Raw genomic sequence first — 18355 nt, forward strand, 5'->3', positions numbered from 1 at the left:
AGCGACCGCCGGAAAGGCCCTCCGGAAGCCGTCGAAAAGAGAGCGCACACACCCCGCCGACCCGCTACGGTCGCGAAACATGCGAATTCTTGTACTCGGAGGCACCGCTTTCGTGGGCCGGGCGATCGTCGAGGACGCACTGGTCCGGGGCGCCGAGGTAACCCTGTTCGGCCGTGGCAGAACCGGCACCGACCTCTTCCCGCAGACCTCCCGGCGAATCGGCGACCGCGACACCGGCGACTACTCGGCACTGCGCGACGGCGAGTGGGACGCGGTGGTGGACGTCAGCGGATACGTACCGCGCCATGTCGGCCAGGCGATGGCCGTACTCGGCGACCGGGTCGGCCGCTACCTGTTCGTCTCCAGCCAAGCGGTGTACGTACAGTCCGGGATCGGCCCCGGCTCGGACGAGGACACCCCTCGTCGCCCACCCGTCCGCGACACCGAAGAGCTCGACAACGACACCTACGGCCCCTGCAAGGTCGCCTGCGAGGACGACGTACTCGCCCGCTACGGCGACCGCGCCACCATCGTGCGCCCGGGCAAGGTCGCCGGTCCCCACGACGTCCAGGAAACCTTCACCTACTGGACCCGCCGAGCCGCCCGAGGCGGCCGCGTCGCCCTCCCGGGCAGACCCGAACAGCCGATCCAGATCGTCGACTCCCGCGACCTGGCCCGCCTGGTCACCCAGCTCCTGATCGACAACCGCCCCGGCGCCTTCCACGCCGTGGGGCCGGCCGAACCCACCACCCTGGGCGACCTGATCCACACCTGCGCCCATGTCGCCGGCACCGAGGTCGAAATCGTCCCCGTCTCCCCCGACGCGGTCCCCGGCCCCTTCCCCCTGGTCACCCCCGAGCACCAATGGGCCGCCCGCCAACGCAGCGCCGCCCGCGCCCGCGCCGCCGGCCTCCCGTCCACCCCCCTCTCCACCACCGCCGCCGACGTCCTCGCCTGGGACCGAGCCCGAGGCGAACCCCCGCTCTCCCAGGGCCTCTCCCCGGAGCAGGAGGCCCGCCTACTCGACAAGACCTGACCCCCGCCCCCACCCCGGCGCCCGCAAGCCGACCTCCCCCGCCAAGCCCCAGGTCAGCCCCACCCATCCCGGTCCGATCCCCCTCCGGATCTTTGATATGGTTCTCCACGTCGCCGCACGAAACACCAGCGGAGACCACCCGGTCCGGGTGGCGGAATTGGCAGACGCGCTAGCTTGAGGTGCTAGTGCCCGAAAGGGCTTGGGGGTTCAAGTCCCCCCTCGGACACAGGCCGTATTCCCAATTTGTGCGGGTCGAGGATCACCTCGGCTCGCACTTTTTGCGTTCCGGGGTCGTATGGGAGCCGTAGCCCGAGCGCGTCGTAGGTCGCCTCCTTGAACTGCGGTTTTGCCTCGACGAGGGCCATACGGATGTTCCCGATGCCGTGCGCACGAGTGCTTCCATCTCGTTCCTCTCCATGCGCCGGCCCTGCGCGCATCCGTCGGTGCGCCGCTCCCAGAGGCGGGACGCGGCGACGTGACCCGAATCGAGGCGGCGGCCCGCGCCGGATCGACCGAGGCGGAGACCGCGAGTTCGCCGCAGGCATCGGCTCCTGGGACGCTGCGCCCCAGTGCCCGAGAGGGCTTCTTGCGGTGCCCGTACCCTGATCGCGGCGCGGCCGCGACGGGCGTGCCCAAACCACAACGGGGGATTCACCGTGGAAGGTCTGCTCCTCGACGGCCGCTACCGCTGTGTCGTGTGTATCGGCAGCGGCGGGATGGGCGACGTGTGGCGTTGCCGCGACGAGCGCATCGGGCGGAATGTCGCGGTCAAGCTGTTGTCGTACGCCGCGAACTCCGGCGGCGCACCCGACCGCTTCGAGCGCGAGGCGCGCATCGTGGGTGCGCTGGGCAGCCCGGCGATCGTGACCGTGCACGACTTCGGGCGGGCCGAGGTCGGCGGGCGGATGACCCCCTACCTGGTGATGGAACTGCTCGCCGGCACCGCGCTGAATGCCCGTCTCATGACCGGAGTTCCGGTGCCGGTCGCCGACGTGGTGGCCTGGGGCAGCGCGGTGTGCATCGCGCTCGAACACGCGCACGCGCGCGGCGTGGTCCACCGCGACATCAAACCCGCCAACGTCTTCCTGTGCGCCGACGGGTCGGTCAAGGTGCTCGACTTCGGCATCGCCCGGATCGTCGAACCGGACGCCGGGCACACGCCGATGACGGTTACCGGCGCGATCCTGGGCACCCCGCACTACATGTCCCCGGAGCAGGCGGGCGGCAAGAAGGCGGACCACCGCAGCGACCTGTACTCACTGGGCTGCCTCCTGTACGCCCTGGTCGACGGGCAGCCGCCGTTCCACGCCGAGTCCATGTACGGCATCGCCATGCAGCACCTGACCACGCCGCCTCGTCCGCCGGGTCCGGAGCGTCGGGGGCTGCCGGAGGACTTGCGGCAACTGATTCTCGCGTTGCTGGCCAAGGCGCCCGAGGACCGGCCGCAGAGCGCGGTGGAGGTACGCGAACGCCTGGCCGCGATCGGGGCCGACGGCAGTGCCGGGGATGGTGCCCCTGGCGGTATCCCGGCACGTCCGCGCGTGCCTCCGATGATGCCTCCAGCCCCTGTCTTGCCCGGCTCGGTGCCCGCGCCCGAGCCGGCAGCCCGGCGCCGCAAGTTCGTCCTCGGCGCTGTCGCGGCCGTTGTCGCGCCGGCACTTGCGGTTGCCCTCGCCATCCAGTGGACGGAAGGCGACGACTCGGGGAGCAAAAGGAAAGGCGCCGCGAGCGGCCAGTCGGACACGAGAACGAACCCCGCCGCCGACCCGAACGCGAAACGGGACTCGACCTCACCCGCTGCCCCGCCCGCCGGCGGATCCGGGGCGAGAGCCGACGCGATCCCTGCCACCTTCGAGGAAGCCGAGGCCCGCAAGGCGACCGTCCCGCTCATGTCGCAGATCCGGGCGACCGACCCCTGCGCGATGCTCGACCGTGAGTTCCCGAAGCGTTTCGGCTCTGTCGTCGTCGAGACGGCACGCCAGGCGCAGAAGTTCACCGAGTGCCAGATCGTGGCGAACAACGGCGGTGCGACCGACCTGAGTGTGCGGTTCCGGGTCGAGTTGGGCGTCCTGCTCACCGCCCAGGAACGCGCCAAGCTGACACCCGTCACGGTGGACGGCGTCGCACTCTTCCAGGATCAGGTGTCCGCGTCGGCCAACACCTGCACGGTCACCCTCCCCTTCGGGGACAGCGGGTTCGGGGCGGCGGTGCAAGTCAACCAGCACTACCCCAACAAGGGGTCGGACCAGGCACCGTGGGCCGAGGGCTGCGCAACAGCCAAGTCATACGCGGTCCTCATCGCCCCGAAGGTCACCAGACTGGCGCCGCGCGCAACGGCCCCGACCGGACACACACTCGTCGGCAAGGACCCGTGCAACTCGATCGACGCGTCGGCGCCCAAGGTCCAGGGCTGGACGTACCAGGGCATCAGCCGCAACCTTCCCTACCGTTGCTCGGTCAAGCTGGTGAACGGCGACTCGACCTACACCGTCGCGATCACCTACAAGCGCGACGCCGAGCAGGTGGCCGCAGGCGCCAAGCCGATCTCGGTGCGCGGCATGAACGGCATCGAACTGTCAGACAGTGGAAAGACATCGTTCTGCATCGCGTCGCTGACCTACGTCCGCGAAACATCCGGCACGGCGTGGGACGCCCAACTCATCAGCCTGGACGTCAACCAGGAGTCGGACAAGGGCGGCTCCACGCTGGACACCTGCGCCCTGGCCGACACCGTCTTCGAACTGGTGACCGACGCACTCGGCGGCTGAGCCACCACGCCGCATCCCCCGCCGGCGCGTCCGGCGCCGATGCCCGAGGAAGGCGCCTGCTCCGGGCCGTGAGTGCCGAATAGTCCATCCGCGCAGGTCAGGCTGCGCGTCGGCACCCGTGGACGGTGGTCGAACGGGTACGCGGCCACCCACGCGGGAAGACCCGACCCGCTCCGACGGCACGTGCGCGGCCGCCTTCGGGCGGTCAGCCACCCGCCCCCGGGGGGCCGTCGCCGCGCAGTCGTTCCAGGTCCGAGGCGCGTACCTGGATGACGAACACGGCGATCACCACGGCGATCACCGCGAAGATCGCGGCCGTCACGAAGGCCGTGGAGATGCCGGTGGTCAGCACCTGGTGACTCCATGGCGCGGGCAGCACGCCGGTGCGCTCGAAGTTCGCCCGCTCGGCGGGGCTCGCCTGGGCGAGGAACTCGGGCACCTGATCCTTCGCCTCGTTGCGGTTGGCCGTGCCGAAGACGGTGACCAGGATGGACAGGCCCAGCGAACCGCCCACCTGCTGGGTGGCGTTGAGCAGGCCCGTGGCGGCGCCGGTTTCGTGGGGGGCGACGCCGGAGACGGCCATCAGGGTCAGCGACACGAACTGCATGCCCATGCCGAGGCCGAAGATCAGCGTCGGGCCCAGGATGCTGCCGGCGTAGGTGCTGTGCACGTCGGTACGGGTCAGCCAGGCGAGGCCGGTCGCCGCCAGGATGGCGCCGACGACCATGAAGGGTTTGGGTCCGTAGCGCGGCAGGAGCTGGGAGGAGAAGCCGGCGCCGACCGCGACCACCGCGCTGATCGGGAGGAAGGCCAGGCCGGCCTGAATCGGGCTGAAGCCCAGGACATCCTGGACGAACAGGGTGAGGAAGAAGAACATCCCGAAGATCGCCGCGGCCAGGCACAACATGATGCCGTACGTGCCCGCCCGATTGCGGTCCGCGAACATCGCCAGCGGGGTGATCGGCTGCCTGGAATTGCGCTCGACGGACACGAAGATCACGAGCAGTACGGCGGCCGCCGCGAACGCGCCCAGGGTCAGGGCGTCCCGCCATCCCTCCTGGGCGGCCCGGATGAACCCGTAGACGAGCGAGCCGATGCCCAGCGTGGAGGTCAGCGCGCCGAGCAGGTCGAAGTGGCCGGGATGGCGCTCGGATTCCCTGATGTAGCGCGGCGTGGCCAGCACGATGAGCAGGCCGATCGGCACGTTGACGAAGAACACCCACCGCCAGTCCAGCCATTCGACCAGGACACCGCCGGCGAGCAGCCCGATCGCGCCACCACCGGCGGAGACCGCCGCGAACACGCCGAAGGCCCGGTTCCGGGCCGGGCCTTCGGGAAACGTCGTGGTGATCAGCGCGAGTGCGGTCGGGGAGGCGATGGCGCCGCCCACACCTTGCAGGGTCCGCGCGGCGAGCAGTTCCGGCGCGCTCTGCGCGAGTCCGCCGAGCAGCGAGGCGATCACGAACAGCAACACGCCGAAGACGAACACCCGCCTGCGGCCCAGGATGTCGCCGGCTCGCCCGCCGAGCAGCAACAGGCCGCCGAAGGTGAGCGTGTAGGCGTTGAGCACCCAGGACAGGCTGGTGGTGGAGAACTCCAACGAGCGTTGGATGTGCGGCAGGGCGATGTTCACGATGGTGATGTCCAGGACCACCATCAACTGGCACGAGGCGATCACCGCGAGCGCGGCACCACTGCCGCCGCTTCGTGGGGATGCGGCGGCGGTGGCGCCGCTTCGCCCGGATCCGGCGGCGGCCTGCGAGGGTGTCGCGTGCGGGTTCGCCATGATGCGTCCTACGCCGTCTTGCGAGTCCTGCGGATCCTTCGCCCTGCGGATCCTTCGGGTCCTGCGCTGCCGAGGGCCGCGTCCGACGCGGCGCCGTCCGGCGAAGGGGCGGCGGGCCGCCCACCCGGGCGATATTCGCCCACTCGTTCGACGGTAAACCCGGACCCCCGCCGCCACCACCCGGCGGAGTCTCTTGCGGCCCGCTCCTCCGCGAAGGGCCCGCGCCCGGCTTCGCCCGTCACCGCGCGGGATCCACCCGCACGGTGACCGGCATTGCGACGGCTCAGGCCGTCTTCGGGGTGGCGCGTACGCCCATGTGCAGGTACGACGAGCCGTCGGCGAGTTCGTAGAAGACCATGCTGTCCCAGAGCGGGCTGCCCTCGCGGCGGCCCACGAACGTGGTCTCGTCGACGGATATCAGGTCCCAGTCCATCGCCGGCGAGATGTCCGCCAGCTCGCCGGTGACCTCGACGTGCAGGTGGAACCTGCCGTCCTCCTCCACGGTCACCGTGGCGAGGCAGCCGACCCGCTCGTACGTTCCGACGTAGCGGGCGACGTCGACGTCGACCGGCGTCTCCGGCGGGCCGAGCAGTTCCGGCATCTCGACGTCCGCCAACGCGGCGAACAGCTCGCGGCCCAGGGCCCGCTGCAGCGCGGCGGTCTCACCGCCGTTGGCCAGCAGGCAGACCACCGTGCCGGTGTCCGGGATGACCCAGAGCATCGCGGCCTGGCCGATGGTGTTGCCCGCGTGCATGATCACCCGGTGTCCGGACCACTCGTCGAGGATCCAACCGATCCCCCACTCCGGGGCGAGCGTGTACGGGTTCGGCAGGCGCACCTGCGACACGACCATCGCCTCGGGCGCGGCCAGCAGGTCGGTGCCCAGGTGGGCGCGCCCGAACGCGACCACGTCGCTCGCTCGCGCGCAGATCAGCCCGGCCGGCCCCATGGCCCGCGGCAGGCCCCATACCGGCGTCGGCTTGCCGTCCTCGACGTGCCCCGTCGCCGCACTGAACCGCAGCACGTCCTCCGGCAGCGTCCAGGTGTGCGTCAGGCCCAGGGGTTCGCAGATCTGCTCGCGCAGCGCCTCGTCCCAGCTCTTGCCGGTGAGCCGCTCGATGATGCGCCCCGCGATCACGAAGCCGGAGTTGCAGTACGAGAACGACTCGCCGATCGGGTGGTTCTGGGTGAGGTCGGCGCAGGCCGTGAGGTACTTCTCCAGACAGTCGTCGCCGCGCCCGGTGTCCAGGAACAGGTCGCCGTCGATACCGGAGGTGTGCGTCAGCAGGTGCCGCACGGTCACCGTCTTGGTCACCTCGGCGTCGGCGACCTTGAACTCGGGCAGCAGGTCGACGACCGGGGTGTCCAGCGTGAGTCGACCCTGTTCGACCAGCAGCATGAGCTGGGTCGCCGTCCAGACCTTGGATACCGAGCCGATCTGGAACAGTGAGTCGGTGGAGACCGGCGTCCCGGTGTCCTTGTTCAGGACTCCGGCGGCGAAGGAGTGCACCTCGCCCTCGTGCAGAAAGGCCAGGCTCGCGCCGGGCACCTCGAATTCGACGGTCAGCTCGGCGAGGCGGGCGTTCCAGTACGCGGCGTCGACGGTTGCGGTCATGGGACCTCTTTCGCAGTGGGCTGGGCGGGGCGTACCGGCACGCTACGCGGAGCCGGCGCCCCCGCTCATGGCCGTGACGACGAACCCGAGAGCGACCCTTGGTGCGAACGCACAAGTGCCGACGCCCGCCCCGCGCGCGCACCGCCGCGAATCCGCCCGCGTCAGCGCGGCGCGGTGGGGCGGCCGACCCGGACCAGACCGGATTCGTAGGCCACCACCACGGCCTGGGCGCGATCCCGGAGTGCCAACTTGCCCAACAGTGCGCGCTCGTGGCGCTCGACCGTCGCGCCGTCCACCCGCATCGCCTCGGCGATCTCGTCGCGCGCCCTGCCGGTCGCGATCAGGCGCAGCACCTCGATCTCGGGTGCGCTCAGGTGTGCGAGAGCCGCGGGAACGACCTCGGCCACGGGCGTCGCGGACGCGAGAGCGGGCTCGGCGACGGGCTCTGCCGGAACCGGCTCCGCACCCGCCGGCACGGCGGGTTCCACCGCCGTCATCGGGATGCTCGCCGCGACCCGGAAGCCGCCGTCCGCAACCGGCCCGGCCTCGAACGACCCGCCGTGCACGGCCACCCGCTCGCGCATCCCGACCAGCCCGTGTCCACCGCCGGTCGTCGCGTAGCCGCCGCCGAGGTGCTCGCCGCCGCCGTCGTCCCGGATCTCGATCGCGACCGCCGTCGGCAGGTACTCCAGCCGCACCCGGGCCATCGCCGCGCTGCCGGCGTGCTTGCGGGCGTTGGTGAGCGCCTCCTGGGTGATCCGGTACAGCGTGAGGCCGACCGTCAGGGACAACTCGCGGCGCGTGCCGACCACCTGGAGCTCGGTCGGCAGGCCGGCCAGGGAGGATTCGGCGATCAGCCGGTCCAGGTCGTCGACGCCGGGTTGTGGGGCCGACGAGACGGATTCCGGGTCCTTGTCGCTGCGCAGTACGCCGAGCAGTTGGCGCATCTCGTCCAGCGCGACCCGCCCGGATGCCTCCAGCGTGAGCAGCGCGCCACGCGCGCCGTCCGGGTCGCGGTCCAGGCCGGCCCGGGCACCGCCGGACATCAGGTGCATCGTGGTGATGTGGTGCGCCACGATGTCGTGCAGTTCGCGGGCGATCCGCCGGCGCTCCTCGGTCAGCGCCCGCTCGGCAAGCAACTCCCGGTTGACCTCGACCTGGGCCTGCCAGTGCCGCACCGCGGCGCTCGCGCCGACGACCAGCATGGTCGCCACGAGGTCGCCGCTGAAGGTGTAGAAGAGCGGCATGTCCGCGTCGGCATAGCCGGACGTCTGGGCGGCCAGGGTGAGCAGCATGGCGAGGGCGATCGTCCTGGGCCGACAGGACAGCCCGACAGTGTACAGCGCGATCGCCAACACGAAGCCGAACCGCTGCCCGATGTCGCTGGTCAGGTTCAGGCCGATCTGAAGCACCAGCACCATCAGCAGCACCGGGAACGGGGCGCGTCGACGCGCGATCAGGCACAGCGCCGCCGCGATCAGGAACGCGAGGTTGGCCGCGGTCTCCGCAGGCCCCGGACCGCGCACGGTGACCGCGTAGCCGAGCAGGTCGGCGGCCATCGCGACGAGCACGACCAGGATGTCCGCCCGGTTGCGGCCCTGGAACACCCGGCGGATCCCGGGTGACCCGACTGCCCGCGCGGAATCGGCAGCGGGCAGATCACGGCCGGTGATCGCCTTGCCGAGCGCGGCCATGGACTTGGGCCCGAAGCCCATCCAGGGCCTCCTTCCGTGGGGAACGGCGTGCCAGTATTCCACCGCGCCGATCTTTGGTCGAAGCGGGCGAATCGCCCCGACCCCGACACGCCGCGGCGATCGGCCCACCCCCGAACCACTCGGCCGCGCCGTTCCCCCACACCGCCCTCATGGAACCCGCGCCGGGCCGCCCCGATCGGGGGTGGCCACGCCGAACGACGGGCTCTGCAGGATCGCCCGCCGGAATCAGCTCGCCGAGGCCGCTTCGAGGGGTGCGTCGGCGAATTTGCCGGACAGCAGGTGGCCGGCGCCCGGCGCGAAGGCGGGCAGGTCCAGCGCGCGAAGCATCTGGTGCACGGTGCACACCGCGGCCGAGACGACCGGCTTGCCCAGTCGCTGCTCGGCCTCCTCGATCGCGGCCAGCGACGGCATCTGCACGCACGCGGACAACACCACCGCGTCCGCGTCCGCGTATTCGAGCCGCTCGGCGATGCCCGGCAGGCGCAACGGGTCGTGTGCGGCCACGTCGAGGTTGTCCGGGATCTCCAACGCCTCGAAGTCGAGCACCTCGATGCCCTCGTGGCCCAGGTATTCCACGACGGTGCGGGTCAGCGGCAACATGTACGGCGCGACCAGGGCGACCTTGCGCGCGCCGATGGTGTGCAGCCCGTGCACCAGCGCGCCGGCGCTGGTGACCACCGGCGCGGGCGCGCCGTTGTCGACGGTGCGACCGTGCAGCCGCTCCTCGGCGACCCGGTGGTAGCCCAGGCCCATGCTCATGATCGCCACGAGGCACGCGTAGCCGAGCACGTCCACCCGCGCGTCGGAGAGTTCGACGGCGCAGCGGTCGGAGTCGGCGTCCATCGCCTTGAGTTGTTCGGGGGTGACGTGGGTCATCCGCATCCGGCTGGAGTGGAACGTGAAGCGCTCCGGCGCGACCGTCTCACGTGCCCGCAGGATCGCGGGTACCTCGGTTTCCATCGTGACGTTCGAGCTCGGCACGATTTGGCCGATGCGGTAGGGGTGTCGGCGCACGGAGGTCCTCCTGTGGTGCGGAAAGTTCGAGTGGTGGGGCCGGGCGCGGTTCAGCGGGCGTCGATCACCGGGTTGGACAGCGTCCCGATCCGCTCGACGGTGGCCTCGACCACGTCGCCGGGCCGCAGGAATTGCGGCGGGACCTGGGCCGCGCCGACGCCGGAGGGCGATCCGGTGGAGATCACGTCGCCCGGTTCCAGGGTCATCCCGGAGGAGATGTCGGCGATCAGGCGCGGGATGTCGAAGAGCATGTGCCGGGTGTTCGACTTCTGCTTGATGTCGCCGTTGACCCGCAGCGACAGGTCGAGCGCCTGCGCGTCCGGGATGTCGTCGGCGGTGACCACGGCGGGGCCGAACGGGGCATACGAGTCCTGGCCCTTGGAGAAGAACCACTGCCCGGAGCGGCGCTGATCGCGCGCGCTGATGTCGTTCATGATGCTGTACCCGAACACGTGCTCCCAGGCGTCGGCTTCGCTCACCTTGTACGCGGTCCGCCCGATCACCACGGCGAGTTCGCATTCCCAGTCGAGCTGCCGGGTCAGGTCGCCGTTGTGCAGGATGGGCGCGCCGGGGCCGGTGACGGCGGTGGCGGGCTTGCCGAACAGCACCGGGCGCTCCGGGAGTTCCTTCGCGGTGTCCAGGGTGCGGTTGGACTCGGCCACGTGCTCGACGTAGTTGAGCCCGATGCCGATGATCTTCCCGGGCCGCAGCGGTGCCAGCAGCCGCACGTCGGCGCTCGCGTGCACGGCGCCGGCGGGTCGGGCCGCCGGGTCGCCGCCCAGCAGGTCTCGCGCGGTGTCCAGGGCCTCGGCGCCGGCACGGATGAACGAGAGCAGATCGCCGGGGAGTTCGGTGCCCGCGGCGGCGGCGAGGGCGGACAGGTCGAGTACGTGGGCACCGTCCTCGGCGCCCAGGCGGGACGACGATCCGTCGACGGTGTAGGTGACCAGGCGCATGGGGGGGTGTCCTCACTGTCCTTGCGTCCGGGCGGCGCGGTCGCGCCGCCCGGGTTCGTCGTGTGGGGTCGAAGGTCGCGGGGTTCGGTGCCCCGGTGGGCGATCCGGCCTCACGGGGTCGGCTGGTGCCCGTCGTTGTCCGGGTATGCCTCTTCGCGGTGGAAGCCGAGCGAGCGCATCACCGGGAAGTCGTTGAAGGAGAACAACACCGCGTCGTCGGCCGGGTCCAGGTTGGCGTGTTCGTGCCAGGCCCAGGCCGGGACCGCGAAGACGTCGCCCTCGTGCCACTCGAAGCGCTGCCCGCCGACGATCGAGACGCCGTGGCCCTTGGCGGCCGTGTAGACAACCGAGCCGGTGTGTCGGTGGGCCTTGGTCGCCTGTCCGGCGCGCAGGAGTTGGATGTGCGCGCTCATCGTCGGCATCACCGAGCCGCCGGTGGCGGGGTTGGTGTACTCCATGATCACGCCGTCGTACGGCGAGCCCTCGCTCGCCCGGGCCAGGTCGAGCAGGGCCTGGTAGGTGGGCTCCCACGGCCAGGCCAGCAGCGGCGAGTAGGGTCGGGTCCACCGCTCGGTGCCGTACGGCACCAGGTTGCCGCCGTAGGTCAGGACCGAGTTGTTCACCACCTTGCCGGGCACCTGGTACAGGTCCGGGTGCACCTCGTAGAAGCCCGCGTCCAGTGCGTTGACCAGCGGGATGTCCAGGCCGTCCTGCCAGATCACCGGCGCGTCGGCGGACTCGTTGCCGTGCTCGTGCCAGGTCCCGTTCGGGGTGATCGCGAAGTCCCGGGCGCCGACCTTGAGTTTCTCGCCGTCCACGATGGTCCAGGCGCCGGTGCCCTCCAGCACGAACCGCAGCGCGGCGGCCTGGTGCCGGTGCGCGGTCATCGACTCGCCTGGTCCCATGATCTGAAGTCCCGTGTACAGCAGGCCCGCCGCCGCGCTGACGTCGCGCCGTCCGGGGTTGACCAGCATCACCACCCGGCGGCCCGCGTCGTCCGCCTTGACCAGGTCGAGCGCCTTGCGTACCAGCGGGCGCAGTTCGGCGTAGCGCCACAACGTGGGTACCGACTTGGGCTGTGGGTACCACGGCTCGATCTCGTTCGCCACGGTCCACAACGCGCCGGCCGCACGGTCGGCCAACTCGGCGTAGTAGGCGCTCAGTTCCGGGGTGTCGGTGACTCGGGCCCGGCCGAGCATGTTGTCGTCCTGGGTGGTCATTTCTCCTCCTCGGGGGCGGGTGCGGCGGGTGTGGGGCCGGCGGTGGGGGTCTGGTCGTGGGTGAAGGTGATCGGCGACCGGGGCCGGTTGTCCACGTCGAGCCGGAAGATGTCGAAGCGGTTGTAGTGGCCGACGATGTCGTGCATCTGCTTGGGCTGGATGCACTTGGCGAGGTCGATGTCGGCGTAGACGATGCCCTCGTCGTCGATCAGCGGTTCGGTGACCGGGCGGCCGTCCGGGCCGAAGATGCCGGACAGCGCGCTGCGTTCGCGGCCGAGTTGCTTGCGTACCTCGGCGTCGTCGCCGGCGATCGCGTCGACGATCTCGGGCGAGATGGTCGAGCACGCGACGACCGAGAACACCTTGCCCTCGAAGCTGTGCGCGGCCGTGCGCACCGCGATGGCGTCCGCCATGTCGTAGTCGGCGGGCGCCACCGGCAATGCGATGTAGCTTGCCGCGTGCACGAGTTCGCCCTGGGCGAGCAGGGTGAAGCGGGCCAGTGTGTTGGTGTTCTCGCCGCAGGCGAGCACGCCGAGCGGGCCGATCCCGGTCGGGTGCACGCGCAGCGAGCTGCCGTCGCCGCCGGTCCAGGTCAGCTTCTCCGCCCAGGTGGGCACCAGCTTGCGGTGCACCCCGATCAGTTCGCCGTCCGCGTCGATGGTCAACATGGTGTTGTAGAGCACGCCCATGCTGTGCGAGCCGCGCTCGTTGACGCCGATCACCACCACCGCGCCGGCCGCCCGGGCGGCGGCGCGCAGTGCGTTCACGTATGGGCCGGGCAGGTCGACCGAGGAGCGGTACAGGCGTTCGAACCAGGGCGAGCCCTGGACCGGGTTCATCGTCCAGTTCCAGTACGGATACCCGGGCACGAACACCTCGGGGAAGACGATCAGTTCGGCGCCGTTGGCGGCGGCCTCGCGGATCAGGTCGACCGCCTTGGCCACGGTGGCGGTCGCGTCCAGGTAGACCGGCGACGCCTGCACGGCCGCGGCCTTGAACCTGGGCGGATTGTCGCGCTGTTCGCCGGACAGCACGATCGGCGGGGTGGGACCGGTGGGACTGGTCCAACTGTTCATGTCGGGCTCCTCGTGGTCCGTCAGCGCCGGCCGGGTACGGCCACCAAAGGGGAATCGCGGGTCGGCCGCCAACGCCGCGGCACCGTTTCGACCGACTCGCGCAGCAGGTGCAGCCGGGGCGGTACGCGGTCGCTGCCCGCGCCGGGCGGCTTGCGGCTGCCCGGTCGCCAGGCGCTCGGCCACGGCGCGCCGGGTCCGGTGTAGCCCTGCTCGGCGGCGGCATGCAGCGTCCACATCGGGTCGTACAGGTGGGCGCGGCCGACCGCGCACAGGTCGGCGCGGCCCGCGAGCAGGATCGAGTTGACGTCGTCGTAGGTGGAGATCGCGCCGACCGCGATGGTCGGCACGCCGGTCGCGTTGCGGATCAGATCGGCGAACGGGGTCTGGTAGCCGCGCCCGTAGGCGGGCCGCTCGTGCGGTACCACCTCGCCCGAGGACACGTCGATCGCGTCCGCCCCGGCCGCCGCCAGAGCCCGGGCGATCCGGACCGCGTCGTCCTCGGTGGTGCCGCCCTCGGCCCAGTCGCTCGCCGAGATCCGCACCACCAGCGGCTTGTTCGTCGGCCACACCGCCCGCACTGCGGCCAACACCTCTATCGGGAAGCGCAGTCGGCCGGCGAGCGTGCCGCCGTATTCGTCCTCGCGCAGGTTGGTCAGCGGGGACAGGAAGCCGGACAGCAGGTGGCCGTGTCCGTATTGCAGTTCGAGCGCGTCGAAGCCGGCTCGATCGGCGCGCGCGGCGGCGGCGGCGAACGCGGCGGTGATCGCGTCCAGGTCCGCCCGATCCGCCTCGCGCGGCCGGAAGTCGCCGGCCGCGTCCCAGGGAATCGCCGACGCGGCCACCGTCGGCCACCCGTTCGGGCCCAGCGGCACGCTCCGGCCTTCGGCGTCCGGCACGGTGCTCGCCGCACGGCGCCCGGCGTGGCCGATCTGGATGCCCAACAGCGGTCCGTCCGGGGCCTGTTCCTTGACCCGGGTGACCACCTCGCGCCACGCGACCTCGTGGGCCGGCGACCACAGGCCCGGGCATGCCTCGGTGGAGCGGCCGTTGGGCAGTACGGCGGTCATGCCCGCGAAGACCAGGCTCGCGCCGCCGAGCGCGAGGGCGCCCAGATGCGCGGACTCGAACGGGCCCGGGATGCCGTCCTCGGCCGCGTAGGTGGCCATCGGCGGCACCACCACGCGGTTGCGCAGCCGGACCGAGCCGAGCCGGAAGGGCTGGAACATCGGCGCCGCGTCCACCCGGTCCGGCCGGCCGGCGGTGAACGCCGCGTCCACCCGGGCGACGAACTCGGGGTCGCGTTCGAGCAGGTTGGCGTGGGTGACCCGGCGGCTGCGGGTGAGCAGGTTGAAGGCGAACTGCTCGGGTGCCTGGCCCACCGCGCGGTCGATGTTCTCGAACCACTCCAGGCTGGCCTGCGCGGCGCGCTGGGTCGAACTCACCACAGGCTTGCGTTCGGCCTCGTAGGCGGTCAGCGCGGCCGGGATGCCGGCGTGCTCGTTCAGGCACGCGGCCAGGGCGAGTGCGTCCTCCATGGCCAGCTTGGTACCGGAGCCGATGGAGAAGTGCGCGGTGTGCGCGGCGTCGCCGAGCAGGACCACGTTCTCGTGCCGCCAGGTGGCGTTGCGTACGGTGCTGAACCTGATCCAGCGGGAGTTGTTCGGGATCAGCCGGTGGCCGTCCAGGTGTTCGGCCAACAGTGCCTCGCAGCGCGCGATGCCCGCGTCGTCACTGGCCCCGCGTGGCAGGTCGCGGCCGGCGAATTCGGCGAATCCGCCGCGCCGCCAGGCGTCCTCGGCGAGTTCGACGATGAAGGTGCTGCGTCGATCGTCGAACGGGTAGGCGTGCACCTGCACCACGCCGAAGTCGTGCTTGTCCACGATGAAGGTGAACGCGTCGAAGACCTTGTCGGTCCCCAGCCACATGTAGCGGCAGCCGCGCTCGTCCAGGCTCGGCCGGAACGTGTCGGCGTAGCGCTCGCGCACCGTCGAGCGCACCCCGTCCGAGGCGACCACCAGGTCGTGGGTGCACGCGAGTTCGGCCACGTCCGGCGCCTCGGTGCGGTAGCGCAGGTCCACGCCGAGCGCGGCGCAGCGGTCCTGGAGGATGCGCAGGAGCCGCTCCCGGCCCAGCGCGGCGAAGCCGTGCCCACCGGAGGTGAGGGTGCTGCCGCCGTAGCGCACGTCGATGTCGGTCCAGCGGGCGAACCCCTGGGACATCGCGGCGAAGACCTCCGGGTCCGCCTGGGCGATGCCGTCCAGCGTCTCGTCGGAGAAGACCACGCCGAAGCCGAACACGTCGTCCGGGGCGTTGCGCTCCCACAGGGTGATCTCAGCGGCCGGCGAGAGCTGCTTGGCGAGGGCGGCGAAGTACAACCCGCCCGGCCCGCCACCGATGACTGCGATGCGCACAGCGTCCTCCAATGTTCCGGGCCTACCCGAGCGTATGTAATAAATTCCACGGTCGTCAATATGGCGCGATATCGCCTGAGGTCGCCTCGTGGCTCCGCGAGGTGGTGTTCGAGAGACCGTGCGGCGGACTGCGAGCCCGCGAAGCGGCCTTTGCCCCGTGCGGCGGTCTCCGCCCCGTGCGGCGGTCTTCGCTCCGGCGTGCGTCAGGCGTACGATTCCGGCCGTTGCGGGCCGCCCCGGGACAGCGCGGCCCGGATCTCGTCGGGCCAGGGCGAGGCGCCCTCGGCGTCCGGCGGGCAGTGCACGACGGACAGCCGGCCGGTCGCGGCCACGCCCTTGGTGCCGCGCACCTCGAACTCGTAGTGCAGCGAACTGGCCCCCACCCGCACCACCCGCAACGCGGCGTGCACGGATTCGCCGAACCACAACCGCTCGCGGTAGTCCGCCTCGAAGTGCACGCGCGGGATCCGGCCGAACAACTCGGCCACCCCCAGCCGACGCAGCAGCACCGCCTCGGCCGCCTCCACCCAGCGCTGTACGGCCGAGTAGTGGTAGTGGCCGGCCGCGTCGGTGTCCTGCCATTCGACCCGGCGCTCGATCACCACGGAGGGCAGCGTCGCCGCGTCCTCCGCCGGGTCGGTCGGGTCGGTCGGGTCGGGCCGGGTGGGGCGGGTGTCCTGCATCGTGTTGCCTTTCACGAGGCTTCCGGGGCGAGGGAGTCGGGGGCGACGGCCGCGGGTATCGGCCGGCCCGGGGCCGGCGTCGGCGGCGCCGCGCCGGCCTCGGCCCAGGCACGGAGTTCGCCGCGCCGCAGCTTGCCGTTGCCGGTGCGCGGGAGAGCGGCCACGAACTCGACGGCGCGCGGGTACTTGTACGGCGCGATGGCCTGCTTGACGAAGGTCTGGATGCGGCCGGCGGTGTCCGCGTCGGCGGGCACCCCCTCGCGCAGCACCACGTACGCCTTGACGATCAGTCCGCGACCGGGGTCGGGCGCGCCGACCACGCCACACTCGACGACGTCCGGGTGTGCGGCCAGGGCGAGTTCGACCTCGGGGCCGGCGATGTTGTAGCCGGAGGAGACGATCATGTCGTCGCTGCGGGCCTGGTACCAGAGGTAGCCGTCGGCGTCGCGGATGTAGGTGTCGCCGGTGATGTTCCAGCCGTCCCGCACGTAGTCGGCCTGGCGAGGATCGTCCAGGTAGCGGCAGCCGGTGGGGCCCTTGACCGCCAGTTGGCCGGGGGTACCGTCCGGGACGCGGTGACCGTCGGCGTCGAGCACCACGGCCTCGAAGCCGGGTACCGCGCGGCCGGTCGCACCGGGCCGGATGTCCTGGTCGGCGGCGGAGACGAAGACGTGCAACAACTCGGTCGCGCCGATCCCGTCGATCAGCTCGATCCCGGTCGCCGCGTGCAGGTCGTACCAGGTCTGTGCGGGCAACGCCTCGCCCGCCGATACGCACCGGCGGACGCCCTTGAGCAGGTCGGCCAGGCCCGCGCCCATGATCGCCCGGTAGGCGGTGGGGGCGGTGAACAACACGGTGACGCCGTAGTCGGCGACGATCCGGGCCAGCCGCTCGGGCGTCGCGTGCTCCAACAGCAGGCCGGCCGCGCCCACGTGCAGCGGGAAGACCACCAAGCCGCCGAGGCCGAAGGTGAAGCCCAGCGGCGGGGTGCCGGCGAACAGGTCGTCCGGGGTGGGCTTGAGGATGTGCCGGGCGAAGGTGTCGGAGTTGGCCAGCACATCGCGGTGGAAGTGCATGGTGGCCTTGGGCCGACCGGTGGTCCCGGACGTGAACGCGATCAGCGCGACGTCGTCGGCCGAGGTGTCCACGGCCTCGAACTCGCCGTCCTTGTTCGCACAGCGAGCCGTCAGGTCGGCCTCGTCGGCGCCGCCGTAGGCGAGGGTGGTCAACCCGGGCACTTCGGCCGCCGCCAACTCGTCCAGGAACCGGTGGTCGCACAACGCGACCGTGGGTGTGCCGATCTCGCACAGGGCGGTCAGCTCGTGCGCCCGGAGCAGCGGCATCGTGGTGACCACGACCGCGCCGGCCTTGAGCACGCCGAACCAGCAGGCGACCAGCCACGGGTTGTTGGGCCCGCGCAGCAGTACCCGATTGCCCGGGACCACACCGAGGTCCTCGGTCAGCACCCGGGCGACCTGGTTCGCCCGGAGCAGGAGGTCCCCGTAGGTCCACTGGTCGTCGAGCGTGACCAGACAGCGACGGTCGGGACCGAGCCGGTCCACGGTGTCGTCCAGCAGGACCCGGGCGCAGTTGAGCCGGGTCGGGTAGCGCAATTCCGGTAGTTCGAAACGCAGTTCGGGCCACAGCTCGTCCGGTGGCAATCGATCACGACAAAACGTATCGACATGAGCGGAAGGAAACAGCTCCATGTGCGCGCACCTCATCCTGGCGTCAGCGGGAGTCGCGCAGCCAGTATCTATCAATTCTGACGACAGTCAATGGAACGCGATATCTTGCGGGCGACGGGCTGGGAGCGGATGCCCGGAACGTGGGGGTTCCACTCGGGTGGGGTGAGAGCGGGCCGCGAGCCGGGCCCGACGGCAGGGGCTGGAGCGCGAGCGGGGTGAGCGCATGAGGGTGGGCCGCGAGTGGGGCGAGCCGGTGAGGGCGGGTCGCGAGTGGGGCGAGCCGGTGAGGGCGGGTCGCGAGTGGGGCGAGCCGATGGGGACGGGCCACGAGCCGGGCGAGCCGATGGGGACGGGCCACGAGTGGGGCGAGCCGATGGGGACGGGCCA

Annotated in this window: 12 protein-coding genes and 1 tRNA gene; 3 read left to right on the top strand and 10 right to left on the bottom strand. The window is 71.4% G+C overall.

From position 1 onward, the window contains the following. Nucleotides 1-79: 79 nt before the first annotated feature. The 3 genes from ACH4U8_RS38565 to ACH4U8_RS38575 all read left to right on the top strand — a co-directional run bounded on the left by ACH4U8_RS38565 (nt 80) and on the right by ACH4U8_RS38575 (nt 3804). Nucleotides 80-1036: an NAD-dependent epimerase/dehydratase family protein gene (locus ACH4U8_RS38565; protein WP_395782812.1), complete on the top strand. Its 957-nt coding sequence runs from the start codon at nt 80-82 to the stop codon at nt 1034-1036. A gap of 142 nt (nt 1037-1178) precedes the next feature. Continuing rightward, nucleotides 1179-1262 (top strand) — tRNA-Leu (locus tag ACH4U8_RS38570). Between the two features lie 430 nt (nt 1263-1692). Continuing rightward, nucleotides 1693-3804, top strand: coding sequence for a protein kinase (locus tag ACH4U8_RS38575; RefSeq protein ID WP_395782813.1), 2112 nt, complete (start codon nt 1693-1695; stop codon nt 3802-3804). A 205-nt stretch (nt 3805-4009) separates the two neighbouring features. Here ACH4U8_RS38575 and ACH4U8_RS38580 read toward each other — a convergent pair whose 3' ends face one another. From ACH4U8_RS38580 to ACH4U8_RS38625, 10 genes are all read right to left on the bottom strand, one after another. Then, nucleotides 4010-5590, bottom strand: a complete 1581-nt coding sequence (locus ACH4U8_RS38580) for an MFS transporter (protein ID WP_395782814.1) — start codon at nt 5588-5590, stop codon at nt 4010-4012. Between the two features lie 283 nt (nt 5591-5873). Further along, nucleotides 5874-7205, bottom strand: a complete 1332-nt coding sequence (locus tag ACH4U8_RS38585) for a serine hydrolase domain-containing protein (protein ID WP_360309683.1) — start codon at nt 7203-7205, stop codon at nt 5874-5876. Nucleotides 7206-7366: 161 nt separating this feature from the next. Beyond that, complete coding sequence (locus tag ACH4U8_RS38590; RefSeq protein ID WP_395782815.1) at nt 7367-8920, bottom strand: hybrid sensor histidine kinase/response regulator transcription factor; 1554 nt, start codon at nt 8918-8920, stop codon at nt 7367-7369. Nucleotides 8921-9145: 225 nt separating this feature from the next. After that, nucleotides 9146-9934, bottom strand: coding sequence for an Asp/Glu racemase (locus ACH4U8_RS38595; protein ID WP_395782816.1), 789 nt, complete (start codon nt 9932-9934; stop codon nt 9146-9148). Nucleotides 9935-9984: 50 nt separating this feature from the next. Then, the gene (locus ACH4U8_RS38600) at nt 9985-10890 is read right to left on the bottom strand and encodes a fumarylacetoacetate hydrolase family protein (protein WP_395782817.1); all 906 of its coding nucleotides are present in this window, start codon (nt 10888-10890) and stop codon (nt 9985-9987) included. A 110-nt stretch (nt 10891-11000) separates the two neighbouring features. Further along, complete coding sequence (locus tag ACH4U8_RS38605; protein ID WP_360309691.1) at nt 11001-12110, bottom strand: cupin domain-containing protein; 1110 nt, start codon at nt 12108-12110, stop codon at nt 11001-11003. After that, nucleotides 12107-13186 carry a carbon-nitrogen hydrolase family protein gene (locus ACH4U8_RS38610; RefSeq protein WP_395782818.1) on the bottom strand — a complete coding sequence of 360 codons (1080 nt, stop codon included), beginning with the start codon at nt 13184-13186 and terminating at the stop codon, nt 12107-12109. Before ACH4U8_RS38610 ends, ACH4U8_RS38605 begins: the two co-directional genes overlap by 4 nt. A 20-nt stretch (nt 13187-13206) precedes the next feature. Beyond that, complete coding sequence (locus ACH4U8_RS38615; RefSeq protein ID WP_395782819.1) at nt 13207-15597, bottom strand: FAD-dependent monooxygenase; 2391 nt, start codon at nt 15595-15597, stop codon at nt 13207-13209. A gap of 203 nt (nt 15598-15800) precedes the next feature. Then, nucleotides 15801-16295, bottom strand: a complete 495-nt coding sequence (locus tag ACH4U8_RS38620; RefSeq protein WP_360309697.1) for a thioesterase family protein — start codon at nt 16293-16295, stop codon at nt 15801-15803. Further along, a complete protein-coding gene (locus tag ACH4U8_RS38625) occupies nt 16292-17989 on the bottom strand; it encodes an AMP-binding protein (protein WP_395782820.1) in 1698 nt (565 codons plus the stop codon). The genes ACH4U8_RS38620 and ACH4U8_RS38625 overlap by 4 nt, the downstream gene beginning before the upstream one ends. Between the last annotated feature and the right edge of the window lie 366 nt (nt 17990-18355).

The organism is Embleya sp. NPDC020886, assembly GCF_044333915.1.
GTDB lineage: Bacteria > Actinomycetota > Actinomycetes > Streptomycetales > Streptomycetaceae > Embleya.